The following is a 17,931-nucleotide window of genomic DNA, read 5'->3' on the forward strand; positions in this document are numbered from 1 at the left end:
CTACATCCTATAAAACTATAGCAAATAAAGTCACTTGAATAAGTCGCGCACTGCGTCGCAAAGTGCTTTTCGGAGTAGGTATTAACGCCCATTCTGGCACAAAAATAATGCTTCCAGTTTGGGCGTGAATAAATTGAGGTCAAATGAGGGATATCACGCAGTAGAGGCTTCTGGCAGTTTCAACTCACTCTTTTGGGTAGTGTCAGATGTATGAGGGCTAAACAGCCTTTGTGATAGTAAAGCAGACATAAATGCCAAGACAAATAAGGCGCTAAACACCATTCCGCCAGTAATAACCGCAGCTAGACCGCGATAGATAGCTGCGCTACTTCCGGGGTTAAGCACTAAAGGGATATTGCCAAAGATACAGGTAATTGTTGTAAGCATAATGGGGCGGACACGCAAGCTGGCAGCCATATATATCGCCTCCAATTGATTGGCTCCGTTTTGCAATGACTTATTAAATTGGTTGACTAGTAGTATCGCATTATTAACTACCAGTCCCATTAAGATTACAAAGCCGATCATGGTTATTACATCCAGGCTTTGGGGGGTAAATAGATTTAAAATTTGTAAGCTAATCATTCCGCCTGCAAATGATAAGGGTACAGCACAGAGTACTGCTGCTGCTAACTTTGCGGACCTTTGGGCGAAATACATTAATAAGGCCAATACTGCGATAGCTGCTGCAAAAATTTTCAGGAACTCACTGAGGAACAGGCTGAGTTCATTAGCGCTACCTCTAAACTGTGTATGAAGATCATTGTAGGAACTTTCTGATAGAAACTCTTTCACAGATTGATCAACATCCTCGACAAATGACTTCATGGCAACGCCTTCGGGAGGAGTTAAGTTTATTGATGCACTCACTTCCTGGCCGACACGAAGTATACTGGCTGGCGCTTGAGTGATTTTGGCGTCGGTCAATTCACGTAGAGGAATAAAGCCGTGACTGTTAATCAGTATCTCTGTATTTAGGAGCGTCTCAAGATTTTGCGGTTCTCTTGCTTTAAAGTAAAAAGGAAGAGTGTTGGTTCCCGTATAGAAGTGCCCAATATATATTCCATCGGTTAAAGCCATCAGATGATGATTTAATTCCGATATTGTAATACCTAAACGAGCTAATTGTACTAGCTTGGGTTGGAATTCAATACGAACCGCTCTATTTTGAAGTGCGCTTCCCTCTTGAATTTGCGCTTCTGGAAATTCTAAGCGTAAATGACTCATCAGCTCACTTCCCGCCATCTGTAGTCGAGATAGCTCTGCCCCTTTGATATCTAACTGGCTAATACGGTTGTTGGGTAGGGCAAACCTTAATAAACCACCTTGCCTGAAATGTATTCGAGTCCCAATTAGTCCAAAGAGAGATTTTTCATTTAGCCAACTCTTTAGTTCTTCAAAATCCCAGTCCCCTTTTGTGTATAGATAGAGATTGCAATTATTTGGGTTGCAAATTATTCCATAGGTTGAAACTTGGTTCTCTATTTCTTCTCTATTGGCTGTGATTCTATTTACGACCCGTTCCCCAATTTCATTTTTTATGGTCTCTGTAGATAAAGGACTTTCAAAGTTGATATAAACAGAGACCATATTTTGTTTAGGGTCTGGGAGGACATCAATGTCAGGGCTGGAAAAGAAGGTAGCGATGAGTGCGACGGGTAATCCTAACAAAATCACAGTGGAGGCTAGCTTAGGATTGCTTGCAGAACGGATAGAAAGCTTCACCCACCATTCAAGCACCTTATTGATTTTAATACTACTGGATCCCTCCTCAGAAATTGCTGCTTTTCCAAGTAAGTGTCTGGCCAATGAGGGCAGTATTAGTAGAGCAAACAATAGTGATGCTAATAATGCGCTTGAAATTGTGAAGGCCAGGTCTTGAAAAAGCTGCCCTGTTGCTGACTGCATAGCAATAATGGGCAGGAACACGATAACACTGGAGATTGTAGATGAAACTAATGAGCCCGAAACTTCTTTGGTTCCCCGCGTGATACTTTCCTGAATATTTATACCCTGCTTGCGCAGTCTTTGAATGTTTTCTACGACAATAATTGCTGCATCGACCATTAACCCGATAGAAAGTGCAATCCCTGCAAGTGAAACAACGTTCATGCTTCTATTTCCAAGATACATTCCCAGAACCACCAGAGAGATACAAATGGGAATGCTTAGAAATATTAGGGTTAGAGTTCTGGGGTTACGTAAAAACCAATAAATGACCAGGCAGGCGAGTAGTGATCCCAGCAAGAGGCTTCCGTATACCAGGCTGAGGGAATTCTGAATACCCGTGGAGTCATCCCGGCTTATGGCGAGCTTCATCCCCAATCGATTTAACTCTCCGTCATTTAATTCTTCTATTGTTGATTTGAGCTGGGCGATAGTTTCTAGAACATTGACATTTTCGGTAGGGCGTAGGTAGAAGTATAGAGATCTATTGCCTTCAAGGGCAAAATATAACCAATCTGAAGCTACACGCTCTTTTACCGAAGCAATATCCGAGAGTTGAATGATTTGGCTTTCTCGTGTTGCGATAGGTAGCGTTGAAAGTTCCTCTAGTGGGATCTGCCCCTTAAAATGAAGGGCATAATCTTTTGATCCAATTTTTAGATTTCCTCCCGAGCGATCCGTTAAATTGTTTAGATTTTCGGTTATCTCACTAATGGTTAAAGAGTACCGAGTCATCTTTTCTGGATCGAACTCAATATCGACCCTTTGGGCAGTGGGTGTGCCGGCCTCTTCAATGGACTGTACACCAGGAACTTTGCTAAAGGCTGGCTTTACATGATTTATAAACGCGTCGATTAATTTAAGTTCGCTAGCTGGCTTCTCAGAATATAGGAAAAAGGATCCAAGCGTAGCCCCTGCACCATTTGCAAAATTGAATACATCCGGTGTGCGAACTTGTGTTGGCCAATTGGGTACTTGGTTGATTTTGGAGAGGACCTCAATATACATTTTCTCCATATTTGCCTCCGAATGGAAGTCAATTACGGTCCAAGCCCAGCTACTATTAACATTGGTTTGCAATTCTTTTAGGTGGCTTAGGCTGGAGAGTTCCTGTTCTAGCGGAGCAATTAGTATTTGTTCTATTTCTTCTGCGGTCTTTCCTGGCCAGGAGGTTGCGAGTGCAATTTGTGGGCGATTAATGGATGGGAGTAGGGCGTTTGGTAAATTTATCCCGGCTATAATCCCGGCTATTATTAGGGTAAAGGTACAACAGATGATAATTGAGCTGTATTTCTCCAGGGACTTCATGTGTTTTCCCTCTTTGTAGGAGTAACGGCTTCATTGAGCTGTAATCCTTCGTAACCCAGTACAATCAAAAGATCGCCAGGAGCAATACTTGAACGTACAACAAAGTAATTATCGAGAGTATCTATTATTTGCACCCTGGTACTAACTGCTCTTTGGTCGTTGTCTAGAGTCCAAACCTTATATTGTCGCCCATTCTCAAGAATTACGGCGTCACTAGGAATTCTAGTAATGTATTCTTGCTCGCTATGACCCGCGAAAGGGGTAAACATAGTTATTTCAAATCGCTGCCCAACCAGTAAGGATTTGAATTTTTGTCTGTTTACTTTAAAGTAGAGATTAAAGTTCTGTGTTTCTGGGTTTACTATATGGCTGATATTTCTGAGTTCAATATCTTGCTCCTTAATTTTGAAGGTGCTATTGCTTAGCAGGCTTTCTTTATTTATGTGTTCTTCAGGGAGACTACATTCAATTTGGTTTTCAGTTAGTGGGAGTAACTGCATAATTCTTTGTCCTGGATTGAGGTTTTCTCCAGGATTAGCTTCTATGCTTAAAACTTGACTATCGGTTTTTGCGTAGTGCAGTAGTCGTTTAGAACGATATTCAGCTGTATTTAGTTGTTGTTCGAGTCTTTGCTTGGTTAATTGATAGGTGTCCACATTGAGCTTAAGGTTATTTAAATGAGACTGAGAAACCATGTCGGCTGAGCGAAGTTTCTCCAGTCTACCTAGTTCTTCTTCTGCATAGTTAAGCTGGCTTTGTGTTAATTCAATATCGGTGCGAATGATCTTCATTTGCTGGGAGAGATAAAAGTCATCCTGGGCTGCTACTAGCTCACCAGCTTTGATAATGGAGCCAACAGGCTTTATTTCTATAAGTTCAGCATCTGAGTGACTAGATATTTGATGTAAGGCAGGGGATGATACAGAGCAAAATAACTTTGTTCTAATAGCTTGCTCCCAGGGTTGTGCTGCTTCTACCAGTACTGTGCGGCTATCGTTGGCAAGGCTATTGGAGCCAATAATTAACAGAATAGGTGGGATGCTGCCCATAAAGAGCTTTTTAATTTTACTGTTTCTCATCCTGAGGCTCTGGTCGGTTTTATTTCTGAGTTAATTGCTTAAGCGCGGTAATTAGTATTTAAAATTAAAGAGACTGAAATGCCTTTAGTATTATATTTGACTAAAAGGTATTTGGATGAGCTATTTGCTGCAATCTCGGTGCGGTAAGATGAAATCTACAAGGGGTGAGTTGTTCACGTTCAGAATTTTATAAAATGTCAACTTTCACAATGGATGTCTTTGGCGCCAATAACTAGGTTTTACTGCATATATTGCAGTGCTTATATGCTCAGCTGGAAATGACGGCAGGAGTGGCGTTGTGAATTTCAGAGTGACTTGCCTGCTCGGGTTTTCTATCGGCGTAGTTTGAATAGGTGTGTTTGCAACTTACTTAAATGGTAAAGATGTGCCGATATTATAAGACTTAAATAATTAGCTTTAATAATTTGGTCAGTAAAATGTATCTAGGTCTGAGGTGGCCAGGTGTTAGGCTAATTGGTGTTGTGTTAATCGGGTGCACTGATAATGTTCTGTACACCCGAATTGATCTATGCGGAATTTGTGTGGTAGGAGTTAAAATTATAGTTAGATAGGGCGTTACTCCTCTCGTCTTAACTCCAGGCGTTGAGATTCACGTATACGAAAACGCCGTTTATTTTCTCGCTCTCCATGAATACGTACTCGCTCACCAGATTGCATACCTTTATTCTTTGCCTCTTTTGCGTCGATAAAGTAGTACTCACCGGTAGTTTCGTCTTTTACGGAGAAGCGGTGATCCACTTCTCCTGTTTGAAAGTTCTCGGAGATCTCTTCCTCTAACACGCCAGTTACGGTCTCTTCGGCAACCGCTGAAGAGGAAAGGGCGAGAAGTAGGGCTAAGGGTAGATTTTTCATTGCGGTCTTACTCCCCATTAAATTATTCATCATAAGTTACAGAAACAGTTGCAGAGTTGTTGCTGCTGTCAGTGGATAGGAATTCAATAGTGATCCCAGCAGATGAGTCAGAAAAGCTGTCCCCGGTAGTTGACAGTGTGGCTACCTGGTTGGCGGTAACATTGTTATTACTGGTGCCGCTAAGATAGTGAACGGTTACCGCATTTTCGTGGTGTGGATGGGGGTTGAGGGTGTCGTGCTCGACGTGGTATTCGATGTAATAGTAGTTTTCTCCATTCCTGCTACCAATACTTTCGGCCTTTAAGAGTTGAGGTAGATCGCTACTAAGCTCACCAGCAGTAAGTTCTATGGCTTGAAACTCAATATTAGTGGTGCTGCCTGCGACTGCCTCAATAGTTTCAGTGTATCCGGGGAATGAGTCATACCAGCCCATATAGTCACGATGACCGCTTCCAAAGAGTCGTGATTGCCAAGCATTGCCCATTAGGGAGCCGTCACTACCATATTCACTCTCACCGCTATCGTTGGTATCCCCATCATTATTATCGTCATTACCGGCGTGGCTCAGGCCAATATTGTGCCCAATTTCATGGCCCATAATCAGTTGATCACTATCTGCAATTATCATGCTCCAGCGGCCTCCGACAGAGGCGACTCCCGTGCCAACCAGTCCTGCACTGGCCGCAGCTTCCGGGAAAATGTAGACCCGATGACGCCAATCGTTGAGCTCTACGGGCTGGTTGTTGGAGTCTACGTAATTGCTTTCGATCCAACTGGTTGCCCTATCTCTCCATGTATAGCCGCTATCGTTATATTCACTGCCCGAGCGAGATTCCGCATCTTCGATGCTCAATACACCGCCATTCTGGCTGTCGGCAATGCTGTAGGTAAAGCAGTCTATAGAAGTGCTCTCATCATTGTCTTCACCGTAGCAGTATTGATCTAGTGAAGTGTCATTGCTTAGATGGCGGCTGAACTTTAGTTGTCCCAGGGAGTTTTCATGGTAGGCATTATCAAGAGAATCTGTGTCATTGAAAGCCATATTTGCAATTTGGGTAATGCTTAGATCATCTTCTACGGCGGCATCTGAGAAGTTCATAAAGATAAAGACAATGCTGCTTTCTGTGGCTTCGATGGTTTGAATAGAGAACACCACGGAGAGGGTGCTGCCATCGGTGAGCTGGAAAGAGATAGTGTCCTCCACGGACTCACCATCATTCAAACTCTGGGAACTGGTGTTTAATTGATATTCCCAGTTTCCACTTTCATAGAGAGTAAAATCTCCATAGCTTCCGGCCACACTGCTGGCTTGAAAAGTGGGGCTATTACTATCGGTATCTTCGAGGCTGAGAGTGCCACTGGCATACTCTTGTGTCCCTACGATAAGTGATGCCAGGGGACTACTGGGGTTAAAAGTGTAGCCCCCCGTTTCTTCATCACTGTCGTCGTCCCCGTTATCGGAATCATCAGAACCACTGTTGTCTCCGCCGTCGGTACTTGTTTCGGTTTCAGTAGTCTCATCGTTGGAATTACTACTGCCGGATCCTCCTCCACAAGCTGTAAGGAGAACCGATAAACTGAATGCTGTAAGGAATTTTAGGGTATCAGGCATGACAAACTCGACGTATTTCTTAATCTAATTGAGCAAGGCGATTTGTAATTGATGGACAGCTGCTCAGTGGCCCGGTTCCTGCTGATTATTAGTTAAATAACTATATTTGGATTCTGGGTCACCTAAGGCAAAATAGCTATCGCTTTTTTGGCAGGTTGTGACGGTGTTGGATCAATTGCTATTAGCGCCTGTAAGTAGTGTGAACCCCGTTTGAGCAATTGATGACAGGGTTCAAAAAGTTAACTAGGTGTAATGAGTAGGATAAAGGAATGAGACCTATATTTGAACGTAGAGTGCACTTAACCCCATTTGCTTTTTTGCACAGGTGGGAGTCTGAAATTGGGGTGTTTTTAGTTGGGGTTGATTAGAGGGAAATATGGATGTTGTCTTTCGTTGAAACAATCAAAGAAGGTGGAAGGAAGGGTAGGTTAATTGTTGTTGTGGCCGGTATAGGACTTTTGATCGCCGTGATATATCAACTGGCTACTCGCCTAAACCTTAATACAGCTTATTCTGTCGGAGAGATTATAGACTCACTTCATGGGGTAGAAGTTTATTACAATGGAGGAGTTAATAATGTTGAAGAGCGCAACACCTCGGAAGACGGTTATAATCTTGGCCTAAGGTACCAGTGTGTTGAGTTTGTTAAGCGCTATTATTACGAGCGATTTGGGCATCGAATGCCGGATACATTTGGACATGCTAGAGATTTTTTTGACCTGACAGTCCAGCACGGGAGTGTGAATACCAAAAGAGGATTACTGCAGTTTCACAACCAAGGTAATACCCCTCCGAATATTGGCGATATCGTTGTTTATAGCCCCTCCCTTTTTAACCCTTATGGCCATGTAGCTATCGTTTCTATGGTAGATATAGAGAATGCTACCCTGGAGATTATTCAGCAGAACGCGGGTCCATTTTCTCCCTCCCGAGAGCGTTACCCACTTATTTTCATGCCCCCAGGGCAATGGTATGTAGAGAATAACCGTATTCTCGGATGGTTGCGCAAAGAGTGATCAACTTTTCAGAGGGTTATTTAATGGATAACCCCCTCCATTAATCTCGGTCAAAAGCCATTTATCTGATTCCAGTACCGTTGGTCTTATCCGATGGTATGGGCCTGGAAGGTTGGTAGTGTGCTTCCCACGAATGGAGGCAACTATGAAACTATATTCTCTTTGGGCGCTACTTCTACTGATTGGTAGTGCTACTAGCCAGGCGGATGCCCTTGAATCACAGTGGGAGCTGGCGATGACAGCCGCTTATGATCGCGCTTCTGATAGCTCACTTTTTGAGGCGCAATCAAGTGTGTCTCGGCAAGCTTTACTACAGGGGGCACTACAGTATGAAGCTTGGGAAGGGCAGATCTCTGCATTCCACCAGGCAGAGCGCGGTGGCAGTGAAGACTTAGAGTTGGTAGTTGAGGAGCTTTTCTGGCAGGGGAGCTGGCAGGACTGGGATTGGTTGCTGGGCAAACGCCGCCTGGACTTTGGTGTTGGTTATGGTCATCGTCCGCTGGATTGGTTTCTACCCATAGAGCGGAATCCGGTATCACTTCAAGTGAGCGAAGGAGTTGGGGTGGTGTCTGCCAGTCGTTTCACTGAGAATGGAGAGCTAAGTGTAATGCTGGTGGATGCCGGTATCAGCCAGGCCTCTGGGGGTGACCACCCAAAGGGATTTGCCATGCGCTGGTATCAGCTTGGAACTAGTGCAGAGTGGCAGTTACTGGGTTACATGGATGATCAGCGAGGTATGAACTTAGGGGGAAGCTGGGTTAATACTTATGGAGAGCAATGGGAGATCCATACAGAATGGCGCTACCAGCAAGAATACTGGCGCTGGCGAGCCCCAGCTTTGATGGCTATGCCAAAACAGGAGCAGATGGATGATGGCTGGCAAGTTCTTATAGGGATGACATGGGCAAACAGCATTGGGCATTCGGTTATTTTAGAGTATTGGTTTGATAGTCGGGCCTGGGGGAAAAGCGAATGGGAGCAGGTGTTTGATAACAGCCTGTGGTACCAAAATCAGGGAGTGCAGTGGGATGGCCTTCGCCAATCCTCAGCGATGGCCTTTTTAAGTGATAATACCCTGAGGCACAATTTACTTTTACATTGGACGCTTACCAATAATGAGTACCATCCAAAAGTAGATTTAATATACACGCCTGAAGATGGTGGCCTTATTTTAACTATCGGGGGTGAGAGGGAGATTGCGAACGATTGGGTACTTGGAACATCCGTAAGATATTTTGCTGGTCCTGATGAGTCTGCTTTTGCGCAGCTTCAAAACCAGGCTGTATTTACCTTGAGTACGACTATTGTTTTTTGAGTGGAGTTAAGGGTGAATCTGTTAAGAGAGTGCTTACGTACATTGATAATTTGTGTGGTGGTGGCGGTAATTACCCAGGCTATCTGGGGGGGGAGCTATGCAGTTCACGGCGTAATTTCTCTGGCGTACGGATTTATAGCGACATCCACGAGGCAGGTAGTCGAGTTTTTCAAGCCCACCTGGCCCTCAAAAGTAAAGTATGCGGTAGTGAGTTTAGCGGCAATTGTACTGGGAACTCTACATGCTTGGTGGTGGATATCGGGTTTTGGGGAATTTCGGGTACTTGATTTTTTAATTATTGCCATTCTTCTTTCCATTTTTCTCTATCAAGTCCATCTTAACCGGGAGCAATCTCACCAGCTTGAGAGGGAACGTCAGGAAGCTGAATTGTTAAAGCTTGAACAACAAAAGACTCTTGCTCAAAGCCAGCTAAAAGTGCTGCAAAGCCAGATAGAGCCTCATTTTCTATTCAATACTCTGGCCAATCTAAAAATGCTAATTCGTCACGACCCTCAAAAGGCAGAAGACCTACTGGATAACTTTAGTGATCTCTTGCGAATTAGCTTGAAAAAATCCCGTTCCGACCAGGTATCTTTAAAGGTTGAGCTTAGCAGTTTGAAATGCTATTTAGAGATTCAAAAGATACGCCTGGGGGAAAGGTTAGAGTATGAAGTTGATTTATCAGAGGATGTGAGTTTAGAGACATTTGTTCCCCCGTTACTTGTGCAACCCTTAGTCGAAAATGCAATTTTTCATGGCATTGAGCCTGCAGCCAAAGGTGGACTGGTCCGGTTGCGGGTGAAACAGAAGGAAGGCCAATGGGTTATTGAGGTGGAAGATAATGGTGTGGGACTCACTGCTGGAGCTAATAAACTTAGCTCCAGCAAACACAATGGGATTGCGCTAAGCAATATTAGGGAGCGACTTTCTACCCTTTACCAAGAGCGTGGTAAGCTACTGATTCAAAGTAATAATCAGGGCGGAGTAACTGCCCGTTTGGAGTTTCCATGCGTGCCATAATTGCAGATGATGAGCCTTTATTGCGTCACCATCTCGACCAAATGCTTGCCGATATTTTTCCTGAGCTTGAGGTTATTGGTAAAGCCTGTGATGGTAACGAAGCGTTAGCTCTGTGCCAGCGAGAGGAGCCTGATGTGGTTTTTCTCGATATTCGTATGCCTGGAATGGATGGTTTGGCTGTTGCTGAGGCTCTTGGCAAATTACAAACAAATCCTATTGTTGTTTTTATCACGGCCTATGATGAGTATGCTGTAAGTGCTTTTGAGCATGAGGCAGCCGACTATCTGCTAAAACCTATTGATGACAAGCGATTGGAAAAAGCTTGTGATCGTATTCGGCAGCGCCTGAGAGACCGGGAAGAGGGTAACCTAAAGTCAGGACCTGATATTGAGGCGTTACTGAGGCAGCTTTCCTTAAGCAGACCTGAGTACCTTCGTTGGATTAAGGCAAGCAAGGGAGAAGATATTCATCTGATTGCCTGCGATGAGGTTTCGGCATTTGTTGCCGAAGATAAATACACTACAGTTTACTCGGAACAAGGTCAGCATATAATTCGAACGCCATTAAAGGAACTTTTGTCCCAATTGAACCCGGATTTATTTTGGCAAGTACATCGTTCAACCATTGTTAACGTGAAACGTATTCAAAAGATTAGCCGAGGATTGACTGGTGGTGTCACTGTAGTGATGAATGATGGTTGTCACTATACAGTTAGCCGGCGGGCTGCTTCTATGTTTAAGTCTATGTAAGAGAGGGGGGTGTACTTTTTACTCTCCAAAAGTGTTTGGATTTTTTGATGGTTCAAAAGGAATGAATTCACTGCGCACCAGGAAGACTTTGAATACATTGTTAGAAGTTTGTAATCAACTTCTGTGGTCCATAGCGTCTTGGAATAAAGTGTGCTTTGAAACACTGCTTGCTCGTAAAAGTAACGTTTAGTCCCTTCTGGTCTTTTCAAGTTAGGAGTCTTTACGATTGCTGAACTATAGCCCTAATTAGGGTGTGACTCGGCTGCCTCAGGTAATTCAGTATTTGTTCAGTATTGATTTTGATGTCGCGTTGATGAGGCTATGAGAATGGTGATTCTAATTTTTAAGGCAGAATAAAAATAAATTGTGGTATTGGTCTCGCTGATAGTCTAAAAAGGGATCTGTGTGGAAGTTCTACTTATCGTATCTTCCATTAAAGTTAAAGAATTTAGTTGTAGTCCTTCAGTATGAGAAATTTAATAATTTTTATCGCCCTTGTTGTTGTAATTCAAAGGTGGGATGACATCAGTCGTGTTTTTTCGTCATCACCTTCTATGATGGACGTCACCTCCGAAGTAGAGGTGTCGGAAGGGCAGGTTATTCTATATGCCACTAAGTGGTGCGGATACTGCAAGAAAGCTAGAGAACTAATGCATAAAAATAATATAGATTTTATTGAGTTTGATATTGAATCATCAAAGGAAGCGAGAGCACAATATGATCGCTTGGGTGGTAACGGGGTACCTTTATTACTAGTTAATGGCGAGTTGATACAAGGCTATAATGCAGGGAAAATACTTCGAGCTTATCAGGGAACTGAATAGTGCGCCCATAGCCTGTCCTACAATGATAAATATGAAGGGCTGGTCATTTGTTGGCATTTTCTCTCTGTAATTCGCAGTAATTTACTTTTTTAGGAATGGCCGGGATAATTGCCTGCAATACGCACTTGCATATAGCAATAGTCTGCTTGAACGAATGATATAGGTTTTTCGGTGTAGATAACACTTCAGGCCTCCGGCTCTGACGGAGGTTTTTACTTAAAAATCAGACCTATACTCTTATATTTTTATTAAGAAATATTAGTGCTTCTCAATAAGAAGTTTGATTTTGGGTCTGCTGTGCCTATTATTTATAATTTGTGAGGCTTTACCTTACCCATTTGTGGTTGTGCTACCGAAGCCTACTTAGCTTTGGTGTTAAAGTTCTAGTGGCAATTCAATAGTATTTACCACAGTGCAGATGCTTGTGCATTAATTTTTATATCTGCTAATAATGGATCTATTATGCTAAACAGTATCAATTTGGCTTCTTACGCTATCTCTGTTGATGGTATTGAGGACTTAATTGAAGTTAAAGCGCCTTACTTTGCACTAGAGTCTTTACACTTTGATGTTGATGGTTGGCTGATTTCAAAGGTACCGATTCAATGTAAAAGTACTTTTGAAAAGACTTTGATGGATGTATCTGAAATAGGTAGGCACTTAGCCATTTTAGGGTCATGTTTTGGAGCATTGGCGAACCCTGTGAAGTCCAGGCATTACTACTTGGCTTGTAAAGCTGACCTTACAACCTTTGATAATTTTGTTTCGGACGAACGGCCTGAGTTTCTCTATGCGAGAACTAAAGCAGTATTCACCAATAAAAGAGAGCTGGTTGCTGAGGCTGAGTTATTTGATACTGTAGGTAAAGTTGCGGCTAGACTTGAAGTTACATACCACGTAATGAAGGAGAAATCCTTCCACAGAATTTACAGCGGAAGTATTCAGGATATATCCCCTTCTATTGAGGGTGTTAACCCTTACGAAAAAAGTATTGATGTAAAAGTCCTTAAGGTTAATGACCAAACTTTAACTGCAACAATCGGTCGGGTGACACCTGAAATGTGTCTAGGACATTTCGATAGGGTGAAAGCGTTACCCGTAGCAATTGCTTCTCAGTGCCTGTTGAAGTCATGCTGCCTGTTTTTAAGGAATCTACTAGGTGAGGATGAGGCAAGATTTGTCCTGACGTCAACAGAGTTGCGAGCAGCTAATCTGGCTTTAGCTGGCCAGGAGGTGGATATTCATGTTTCCCTTGATGGTATTGAAAGTGACACCTTTATTGTCCGTAGTATTGCTAAAAACAATCTTGGAGAGGCGGTAGGCGAAGCGGTCAGCTACATTAAAAAAGCTATTTAATCTTCTATTCCACATACTTCAATATGTCAGTATGAGATGTATCCACCTTATACTGACATTGCTTTCCACAGAATCTATATATCAGCCAAAATCCTGCCTAAGAATAGTGATAAGTCAATATTTTTCGCTATGAAGCTGTAAAACTGTATGTCCTTTCAGTATCTTCCCTAATCCGTACCACTTTTTGAAAGGAGAAGATACGTTTCACATAGAGTCATGTGGAGTGTGGATGCTGACTAGGAACACGAAGGAATCTAGTTAGTGTGTATTTCGGGATGGTGTATTCGCTCTTAATTTCCAGCAGTACCCTCAATTAAAGTTGTAGATCTGCTTCTATTTAGCCATTCAGCATTGCTTATTCCCGCCTATCGCACCTGGTGACTGTTTATCGCATCATAAAGATCATTAGTCATGCTTCGGTTAGCCTGCTCCCAACTTGAATACAGGGAGAGGCGTAATGAAAAATTTGATAGCAGCACTGATTGTTAATTTGGGAGCAAGTACCTCCTCCTTTGCTGCAGTTGATGCGCAAATGGAAGACTTATACCAAAAAGCCACAAAGGCGGGCGGTACGGCAGTGATGGCGTCTTATAAGGCTTTCAAACTGGAGCAAAAAGAAGATCCGTCTGATCCTATTGCACTCTTTTACCTGGGGGCTAGTGAGACTCTAATGGCAAAAGAAAGCTGGTTGCCCTGGAGAAAGGTCAGTTATGCAGAGAATGGAATTGCCCGTATGGATAAGGCGCTCACCATAATTGAAGAAATGGATAACCCTGGTCGTTCCTCTCATGGGATGCCTCAAGACTTGCTGCTCAAAGGAATTGCTGCAAAAACTTTTACTAAGGTGCCAAAGTTCTTTAATTCTTTTGACCGTGGGTTTGAACTTTATTATGAGTTGATGGGTGATCCACGCATGGGATATATACCGCCAGACGCTACTCGCTGGATTTACTGTGGCGCATTGCAGGCTGCAGAGCTTGGGGGTGATAAGGAGTTAGTGAATTTATGGGGAGCAAAGGCTGAGAGTCATGGCATATCAAATCCATGTGGTGATGTTAAAAACTCTGACTAATAGTGCGAACAGGTAGTAAATCTATGTTACAGCTCACTCATATTGAAAAGACTTACACTTCCGGTGAGGTTCAACTTAGGGCCCTAAAAGATGTGAATCTGGATATTCGAGCAGGCACTATGGTAGCTCTGTGCGGACCATCTGGGTCTGGTAAAAGTACCTTGTTAAATATTTGCGGGCTACTGGATCATGATTACTGCGGAGAAGTCTGCTTTGCCGGCGAGGTGCTGAGAAAAAGCCATCGGCAGTCAATGAAGATCCGTCGTACCCAGCTGGGTTTTGTATTCCAAAAGTTTAATTTGGTTCCGGTAATGACAGCCTTTGAGAATGTAGCCTTTCCACTTCTTTTGAATGGAATGAAAGAAGGTGAAGTAAGGCGGCGTGTAATGGGCATGTTGGATCATGTCGGGCTGTCCCAGTTTTCCAACTACAGGCCAGATCGACTTTCAGGTGGACAACAGCAGAGAGTAGCAATCGCTCGAGCACTGGTGCATCAGCCCAAACTGGTAATTGCTGATGAACCTACGGCCAGCTTGGATAGTGTTACCGCACAACAAATTATTGAGTTAATGAAAAATTTGGGAGTGGAGCAAAAAACAGCTTTTATTGTTGCCAGTCATGATGATCGAATGACTCGTCATTGCGATAGAGTTGTTGAGTTGAAAGATGGTGTAATTCTGCAGGAGAGTGCTTTATGCGTCGCTTAAAAGTCGCGGTTTTAAATTTATTGCGCAATCGTCGCAGAAGCTTTCTTGCTGTTGCCATTATCTCCATTGTGGTAACGGCCTTGATGACCTCCGGAGGTTTTGGCCTATTTACATATCAATCCCTTAAAGAGAGCGCGGCGCGCAGTGAGGGGCATTTGGTGCTAACACAGCCGGGATATTTCTCTTCTGATGAGGACTTTCCTCTTCAGCTTGGTTTAGATAATGCCAATAAATTACGTAGGGACTTGTTGGTTGAGGAAAATGTGAAGGCCGTGCAGCCTAGAGTTTATCTGCAAGGGTTAATTTCCAATGGTGATAAGTCTTCTATTTTTTTAGGTCAGGGGATATTGCCAAGTGAATTTCGGGTGAAGGGGCCTTTTCTAAATGTCACTGAGGGCAGTATTTTATCAAACCGTGAAGATATCAGTGATCCTGAGATTATGCTGGGTAAAGATCTCGCAAGAAATCTTAATGTAAGGCCTGGGGATTATATTACTTTAATGTCCTCTACAGTTCATGGGGCTCTCAATGCAATGGATTTTAAGATTAGGGGAGTTTTCGGGACTGGTGTTCCAGATATGGATAAGCGTCAAGTATATATTTCTGTTCAGGCTGCGCAGTTCCTTTTAGATAGTGACAGGGTCTCAACCATGGCAATCTATGGCTATAGCCTTGATAAGACATCGAGCTTGCAGGAAAGACTGCGTGAGTTAGTTCCAGAGTTGGAAATTACAACTTGGGAGGATCGTGCCTTTTTCTATCAGGGAGTGAAGAGTCTTTATGATCGAATTTTTGGGTTGATGGGCATCATTATGGCACTGGTTATCTTTGTCTCGCTTTTCAATACGCTGGCAATGTCGGTAACAGAGAGAACACGGGAAATAGGTACCTTGTCCGCACTGGGTGCATCCAAAGTGGAATTGATAACTGGGTTTATATTGGAGGCTTTAGTACTTGCTGTAGTGGGTTCTTTAGCAGGTGTTATTTTGGCTGGTCTGATAAGCGCTGGGTTGATGATGTTTGACATTACTATGCCGCCACCTCCGGGAAAAACAACGGGGTATCCTTTGACTGTTTATTTCTCTATTAACTTGGCTTGGATGATTTCGGTTGCAATAGCTGCGATATGTGTTTTTTCATCCTTTCTTGCGGCGCGGAAAGGTGTCAATAAACCGATTACTGAGGCATTGGTCCATGTATAAATTAAGATTAGGCAGAGTTAGCTTGGCGATTGGTTTGTTGCTGATGTTCTCTCCCTTTGTTTTAGCTGGGACTGAGGAGAAGGAAAGTCTTTTTTCCGCTGTACAGGTAGAAAGCATGTTGGCCAAAGCCGATTCCTATCGTCTTGGAGAGTCATCTTCAAAAGTTGTCACCAACATCCAGGTTTTTAAACAGGGAGAGTTAGAAAGCGAAGATCGCTACCATGTTTATACTCGCGCTGAGAGAAAATCATTGGTGGTATTTAAAGGTGTTGGTGAAGAGGGGCAAAAAATGCTGATGCTGCAGGATAACTACTGGCTATTGATGCCCCGCAGCCGCCGCCCTATCCGCATTACACCGATGCAAAGATTGCTGGGGGAGGCTTCAATTGGTGATATCGCCACTTTAACCTGGAGCCAGGACTATCGGGGGCAATTCGAGGCAAGTGAAATTCTAAAGGATAAATTGACCCACAAACTTCAGCTGGAGGCAAAAACCAAAGGAGCCAGCTATCAAAAGATAAAATTGTGGCTTGATAGTGAGAGTTTCTTCCCAATCCAAGCGGAGCTTTACTTGAAATCTGGAAAGTTGGCTAAGGTTGCGCATTTTGTATCGGGGATAAAGGATGAAGAGCTATTTGTGCAGGAGATGGTTTTGGTTGATAGCATCAAAGCTACCACTGAAACCAGAGTTCACTACGAAAGTAGCACTGCGCATCAGTTAGCGGAAAAATTTTACAATCCGGCTTACTTGAGTCGGCAGTCAAAAATGGATCTGTGAGAGTGGATCTGAGCGGGTAACTGCCTCTGCCAGTATCAATTCCGATACTGGCAGAGGTGCAGAAAATTAGGCTGCCTCAATTGATGCTATTTGAATTTTCCGCTCTTCGGAAAAAGCTCTATCAAGCTCTTCTGCCTCCCTGAGACGTTTTATTTTATCAAAGAACAATTGGGCTTCAGGAAAAGCCAATTTCAAGTAAGCGAGCCATTGCTTAATACGATTGCCCAGATACTTGGAAGGGTAAACTTCTCGGGTGGTTTGATAGTAACCCCAAAGAATTTCAATAATCTCTTGCCAGCCCATTGCTGTATAGCTCTCACCTGAGCAGTAGGCTTTTATCTGCTTGCCCAAATCTGGCCTGGCTAGCAGGCTGCGACCAAACATAAATGCTTGGCATCCGGTTGCTTCACGGCAGCGTTGAAATTCCTCAAGTGTCCAGATATCCCCGTTGGCAATGACTGGGATTTCGAGTTTTTGACGAATTTCACCGATGTATTCCCAGTAGGCTGGGGGTTTATAGCCATCGACTTTGGAGCGAGCGTGTACTGCCAGTTCATTTGCGCCGCCAGCTGCTGCGGCCTGGGCGTTATCCATATAGCTAGAGCGATCATTAAAGCCCAGTCGGATTTTTGCGGTGACAGGGATGTTTTCCGGGACAGCGCGGCGAACCGCTCCTACAATAGCTTCCACTCTGTGAGGGCTTTGCAATAGGCAGGCGCCACCGTCGCTGTTATTCACTGATTTTGCAGGGCAGCCGAAATTGAGATCAATTGCTGTAGCACCGAACTCAACTGCTTTTACTGCATTAATTGCCATTGCATTGGGGTTGCCGCCTAACAGCTGTAACCGTACTGGAATCCCGCTTGGGGTCTTTGCACCTTTGTCGACCTCTGGGCACAAGCGGGTGAATACTCTGCGAGGCAAGCGAGTATTAGTGACACGAACAAACTCTGTAACACAGATATCGACCCCTCCAATGGCGGAGAGCAGGGCACGTACGTGATGGTCGATTACCCCCTCCATTGGTGCCTGGTAAATCGTAGGTTCTGGGGTAGGTGTCTTGTCGGTCATAA

Annotated in this window: 15 protein-coding genes; 10 read left to right on the plus strand and 5 right to left on the minus strand. The window is 43.7% G+C overall.

The genetic code is table 11. From position 1 onward, the window contains the following. Positions 1-153: 153 nt before the first annotated feature. The 4 genes from ACJJIM_RS04840 to ACJJIM_RS04855 all read right to left on the minus strand — a co-directional run bounded on the left by ACJJIM_RS04840 (position 154) and on the right by ACJJIM_RS04855 (position 6,819). Positions 154-3,255: an efflux RND transporter permease subunit gene (locus ACJJIM_RS04840; RefSeq protein WP_444912557.1), complete on the minus strand. Its 3,102-nt coding sequence runs from the start codon at positions 3,253-3,255 to the stop codon at positions 154-156. After that, the gene (locus tag ACJJIM_RS04845; protein WP_444912558.1) at positions 3,252-4,334 is read right to left on the minus strand and encodes an efflux RND transporter periplasmic adaptor subunit; all 1,083 of its coding nucleotides are present in this window, start codon (positions 4,332-4,334) and stop codon (positions 3,252-3,254) included. The genes ACJJIM_RS04840 and ACJJIM_RS04845 overlap by 4 nt, the downstream gene beginning before the upstream one ends. 576 nt (positions 4,335-4,910) lie before the next feature. Further along, a complete protein-coding gene (locus ACJJIM_RS04850) occupies positions 4,911-5,207 on the minus strand; it encodes a hypothetical protein (RefSeq protein WP_444912559.1) in 297 nt (98 codons plus the stop codon). Positions 5,208-5,229: 22 nt separating this feature from the next. Further along, complete coding sequence (locus ACJJIM_RS04855) at positions 5,230-6,819, minus strand: VCBS domain-containing protein (protein WP_444912560.1); 1,590 nt, start codon at positions 6,817-6,819, stop codon at positions 5,230-5,232. Positions 6,820-7,199: 380 nt separating this feature from the next. On the opposite strand from ACJJIM_RS04855, the gene ACJJIM_RS04860 reads away from it, so the two are divergent. The 10 genes from ACJJIM_RS04860 (at position 7,200) to ACJJIM_RS04905 (ending at position 16,858) form a co-directional block, all read left to right on the plus strand. Then, on the plus strand, positions 7,200-7,835 hold the full coding sequence (locus ACJJIM_RS04860; RefSeq protein WP_444912561.1) for a CHAP domain-containing protein: 636 nt from the start codon (positions 7,200-7,202) through the stop codon (positions 7,833-7,835). A 145-nt stretch (positions 7,836-7,980) separates the two neighbouring features. Continuing rightward, on the plus strand, positions 7,981-9,150 hold the full coding sequence (locus ACJJIM_RS04865; protein WP_444912562.1) for a hypothetical protein: 1,170 nt from the start codon (positions 7,981-7,983) through the stop codon (positions 9,148-9,150). 207 nt (positions 9,151-9,357) lie between these two features. Then, positions 9,358-10,170: a sensor histidine kinase gene (locus tag ACJJIM_RS04870; RefSeq protein WP_444912563.1), complete on the plus strand. Its 813-nt coding sequence runs from the start codon at positions 9,358-9,360 to the stop codon at positions 10,168-10,170. Next, positions 10,158-10,919, plus strand: a complete 762-nt coding sequence (locus ACJJIM_RS04875) for a LytR/AlgR family response regulator transcription factor (protein ID WP_444912564.1) — start codon at positions 10,158-10,160, stop codon at positions 10,917-10,919. The genes ACJJIM_RS04870 and ACJJIM_RS04875 overlap by 13 nt, the downstream gene beginning before the upstream one ends. A gap of 467 nt (positions 10,920-11,386) precedes the next feature. After that, on the plus strand, positions 11,387-11,743 hold the full coding sequence (locus ACJJIM_RS04880; RefSeq protein WP_444912565.1) for a glutaredoxin family protein: 357 nt from the start codon (positions 11,387-11,389) through the stop codon (positions 11,741-11,743). Positions 11,744-12,205: 462 nt separating this feature from the next. After that, positions 12,206-13,099 (plus strand): hypothetical protein, encoded by an 894-nt coding sequence (locus tag ACJJIM_RS04885; protein ID WP_444912566.1) that lies wholly within the window; start codon positions 12,206-12,208, stop codon positions 13,097-13,099. A gap of 457 nt (positions 13,100-13,556) precedes the next feature. After that, positions 13,557-14,171 carry a hypothetical protein gene (locus ACJJIM_RS04890; protein WP_444912567.1) on the plus strand — a complete coding sequence of 205 codons (615 nt, stop codon included), beginning with the start codon at positions 13,557-13,559 and terminating at the stop codon, positions 14,169-14,171. A gap of 23 nt (positions 14,172-14,194) precedes the next feature. Further along, positions 14,195-14,878: an ABC transporter ATP-binding protein gene (locus ACJJIM_RS04895; protein ID WP_444912568.1), complete on the plus strand. Its 684-nt coding sequence runs from the start codon at positions 14,195-14,197 to the stop codon at positions 14,876-14,878. Continuing rightward, the gene (locus ACJJIM_RS04900; RefSeq protein WP_444912569.1) at positions 14,866-16,080 is read left to right on the plus strand and encodes an ABC transporter permease; all 1,215 of its coding nucleotides are present in this window, start codon (positions 14,866-14,868) and stop codon (positions 16,078-16,080) included. Before ACJJIM_RS04895 ends, ACJJIM_RS04900 begins: the two co-directional genes overlap by 13 nt. Beyond that, the gene (locus ACJJIM_RS04905; RefSeq protein ID WP_444912570.1) at positions 16,073-16,858 is read left to right on the plus strand and encodes an outer membrane lipoprotein-sorting protein; all 786 of its coding nucleotides are present in this window, start codon (positions 16,073-16,075) and stop codon (positions 16,856-16,858) included. Before ACJJIM_RS04900 ends, ACJJIM_RS04905 begins: the two co-directional genes overlap by 8 nt. Positions 16,859-16,924: 66 nt before the next feature. On the opposite strand, the gene ACJJIM_RS04910 is transcribed toward ACJJIM_RS04905, so the two are convergent. Beyond that, positions 16,925-17,929, minus strand: a complete 1,005-nt coding sequence (locus tag ACJJIM_RS04910) for a tRNA dihydrouridine synthase (protein ID WP_413665038.1) — start codon at positions 17,927-17,929, stop codon at positions 16,925-16,927. Between the last annotated feature and the right edge of the window lie 2 nt (positions 17,930-17,931).

Source organism: Microbulbifer maximicatervae (SeqCode), assembly GCF_052467615.1.

Coding starts and splice junctions, on each gene's coding strand:
- ACJJIM_RS04840 (WP_444912557.1), bottom strand. CDS start 3,255: ATGAAGTCCCTGGAGAAATACAGCTCAATTATCATCTGTTGTACCTTT.
- ACJJIM_RS04845 (WP_444912558.1), bottom strand. CDS start 4,334: ATGAGAAACAGTAAAATTAAAAAGCTCTTTATGGGCAGCATCCCACCT.
- ACJJIM_RS04850 (WP_444912559.1), bottom strand. CDS start 5,207: ATGAAAAATCTACCCTTAGCCCTACTTCTCGCCCTTTCCTCTTCAGCG.
- ACJJIM_RS04855 (WP_444912560.1), bottom strand. CDS start 6,819: ATGCCTGATACCCTAAAATTCCTTACAGCATTCAGTTTATCGGTTCTC.
- ACJJIM_RS04860 (WP_444912561.1), top strand. CDS start 7,200: ATGTTGTCTTTCGTTGAAACAATCAAAGAAGGTGGAAGGAAGGGTAGG.
- ACJJIM_RS04865 (WP_444912562.1), top strand. CDS start 7,981: ATGAAACTATATTCTCTTTGGGCGCTACTTCTACTGATTGGTAGTGCT.
- ACJJIM_RS04875 (WP_444912564.1), top strand. CDS start 10,158: ATGCGTGCCATAATTGCAGATGATGAGCCTTTATTGCGTCACCATCTC.
- ACJJIM_RS04880 (WP_444912565.1), top strand. CDS start 11,387: ATGAGAAATTTAATAATTTTTATCGCCCTTGTTGTTGTAATTCAAAGG.
- ACJJIM_RS04885 (WP_444912566.1), top strand. CDS start 12,206: ATGCTAAACAGTATCAATTTGGCTTCTTACGCTATCTCTGTTGATGGT.
- ACJJIM_RS04890 (WP_444912567.1), top strand. CDS start 13,557: ATGAAAAATTTGATAGCAGCACTGATTGTTAATTTGGGAGCAAGTACC.
- ACJJIM_RS04895 (WP_444912568.1), top strand. CDS start 14,195: ATGTTACAGCTCACTCATATTGAAAAGACTTACACTTCCGGTGAGGTT.
- ACJJIM_RS04900 (WP_444912569.1), top strand. CDS start 14,866: ATGCGTCGCTTAAAAGTCGCGGTTTTAAATTTATTGCGCAATCGTCGC.
- ACJJIM_RS04905 (WP_444912570.1), top strand. CDS start 16,073: ATGTATAAATTAAGATTAGGCAGAGTTAGCTTGGCGATTGGTTTGTTG.
- ACJJIM_RS04910 (WP_413665038.1), bottom strand. CDS start 17,929: ATGACCGACAAGACACCTACCCCAGAACCTACGATTTACCAGGCACCA.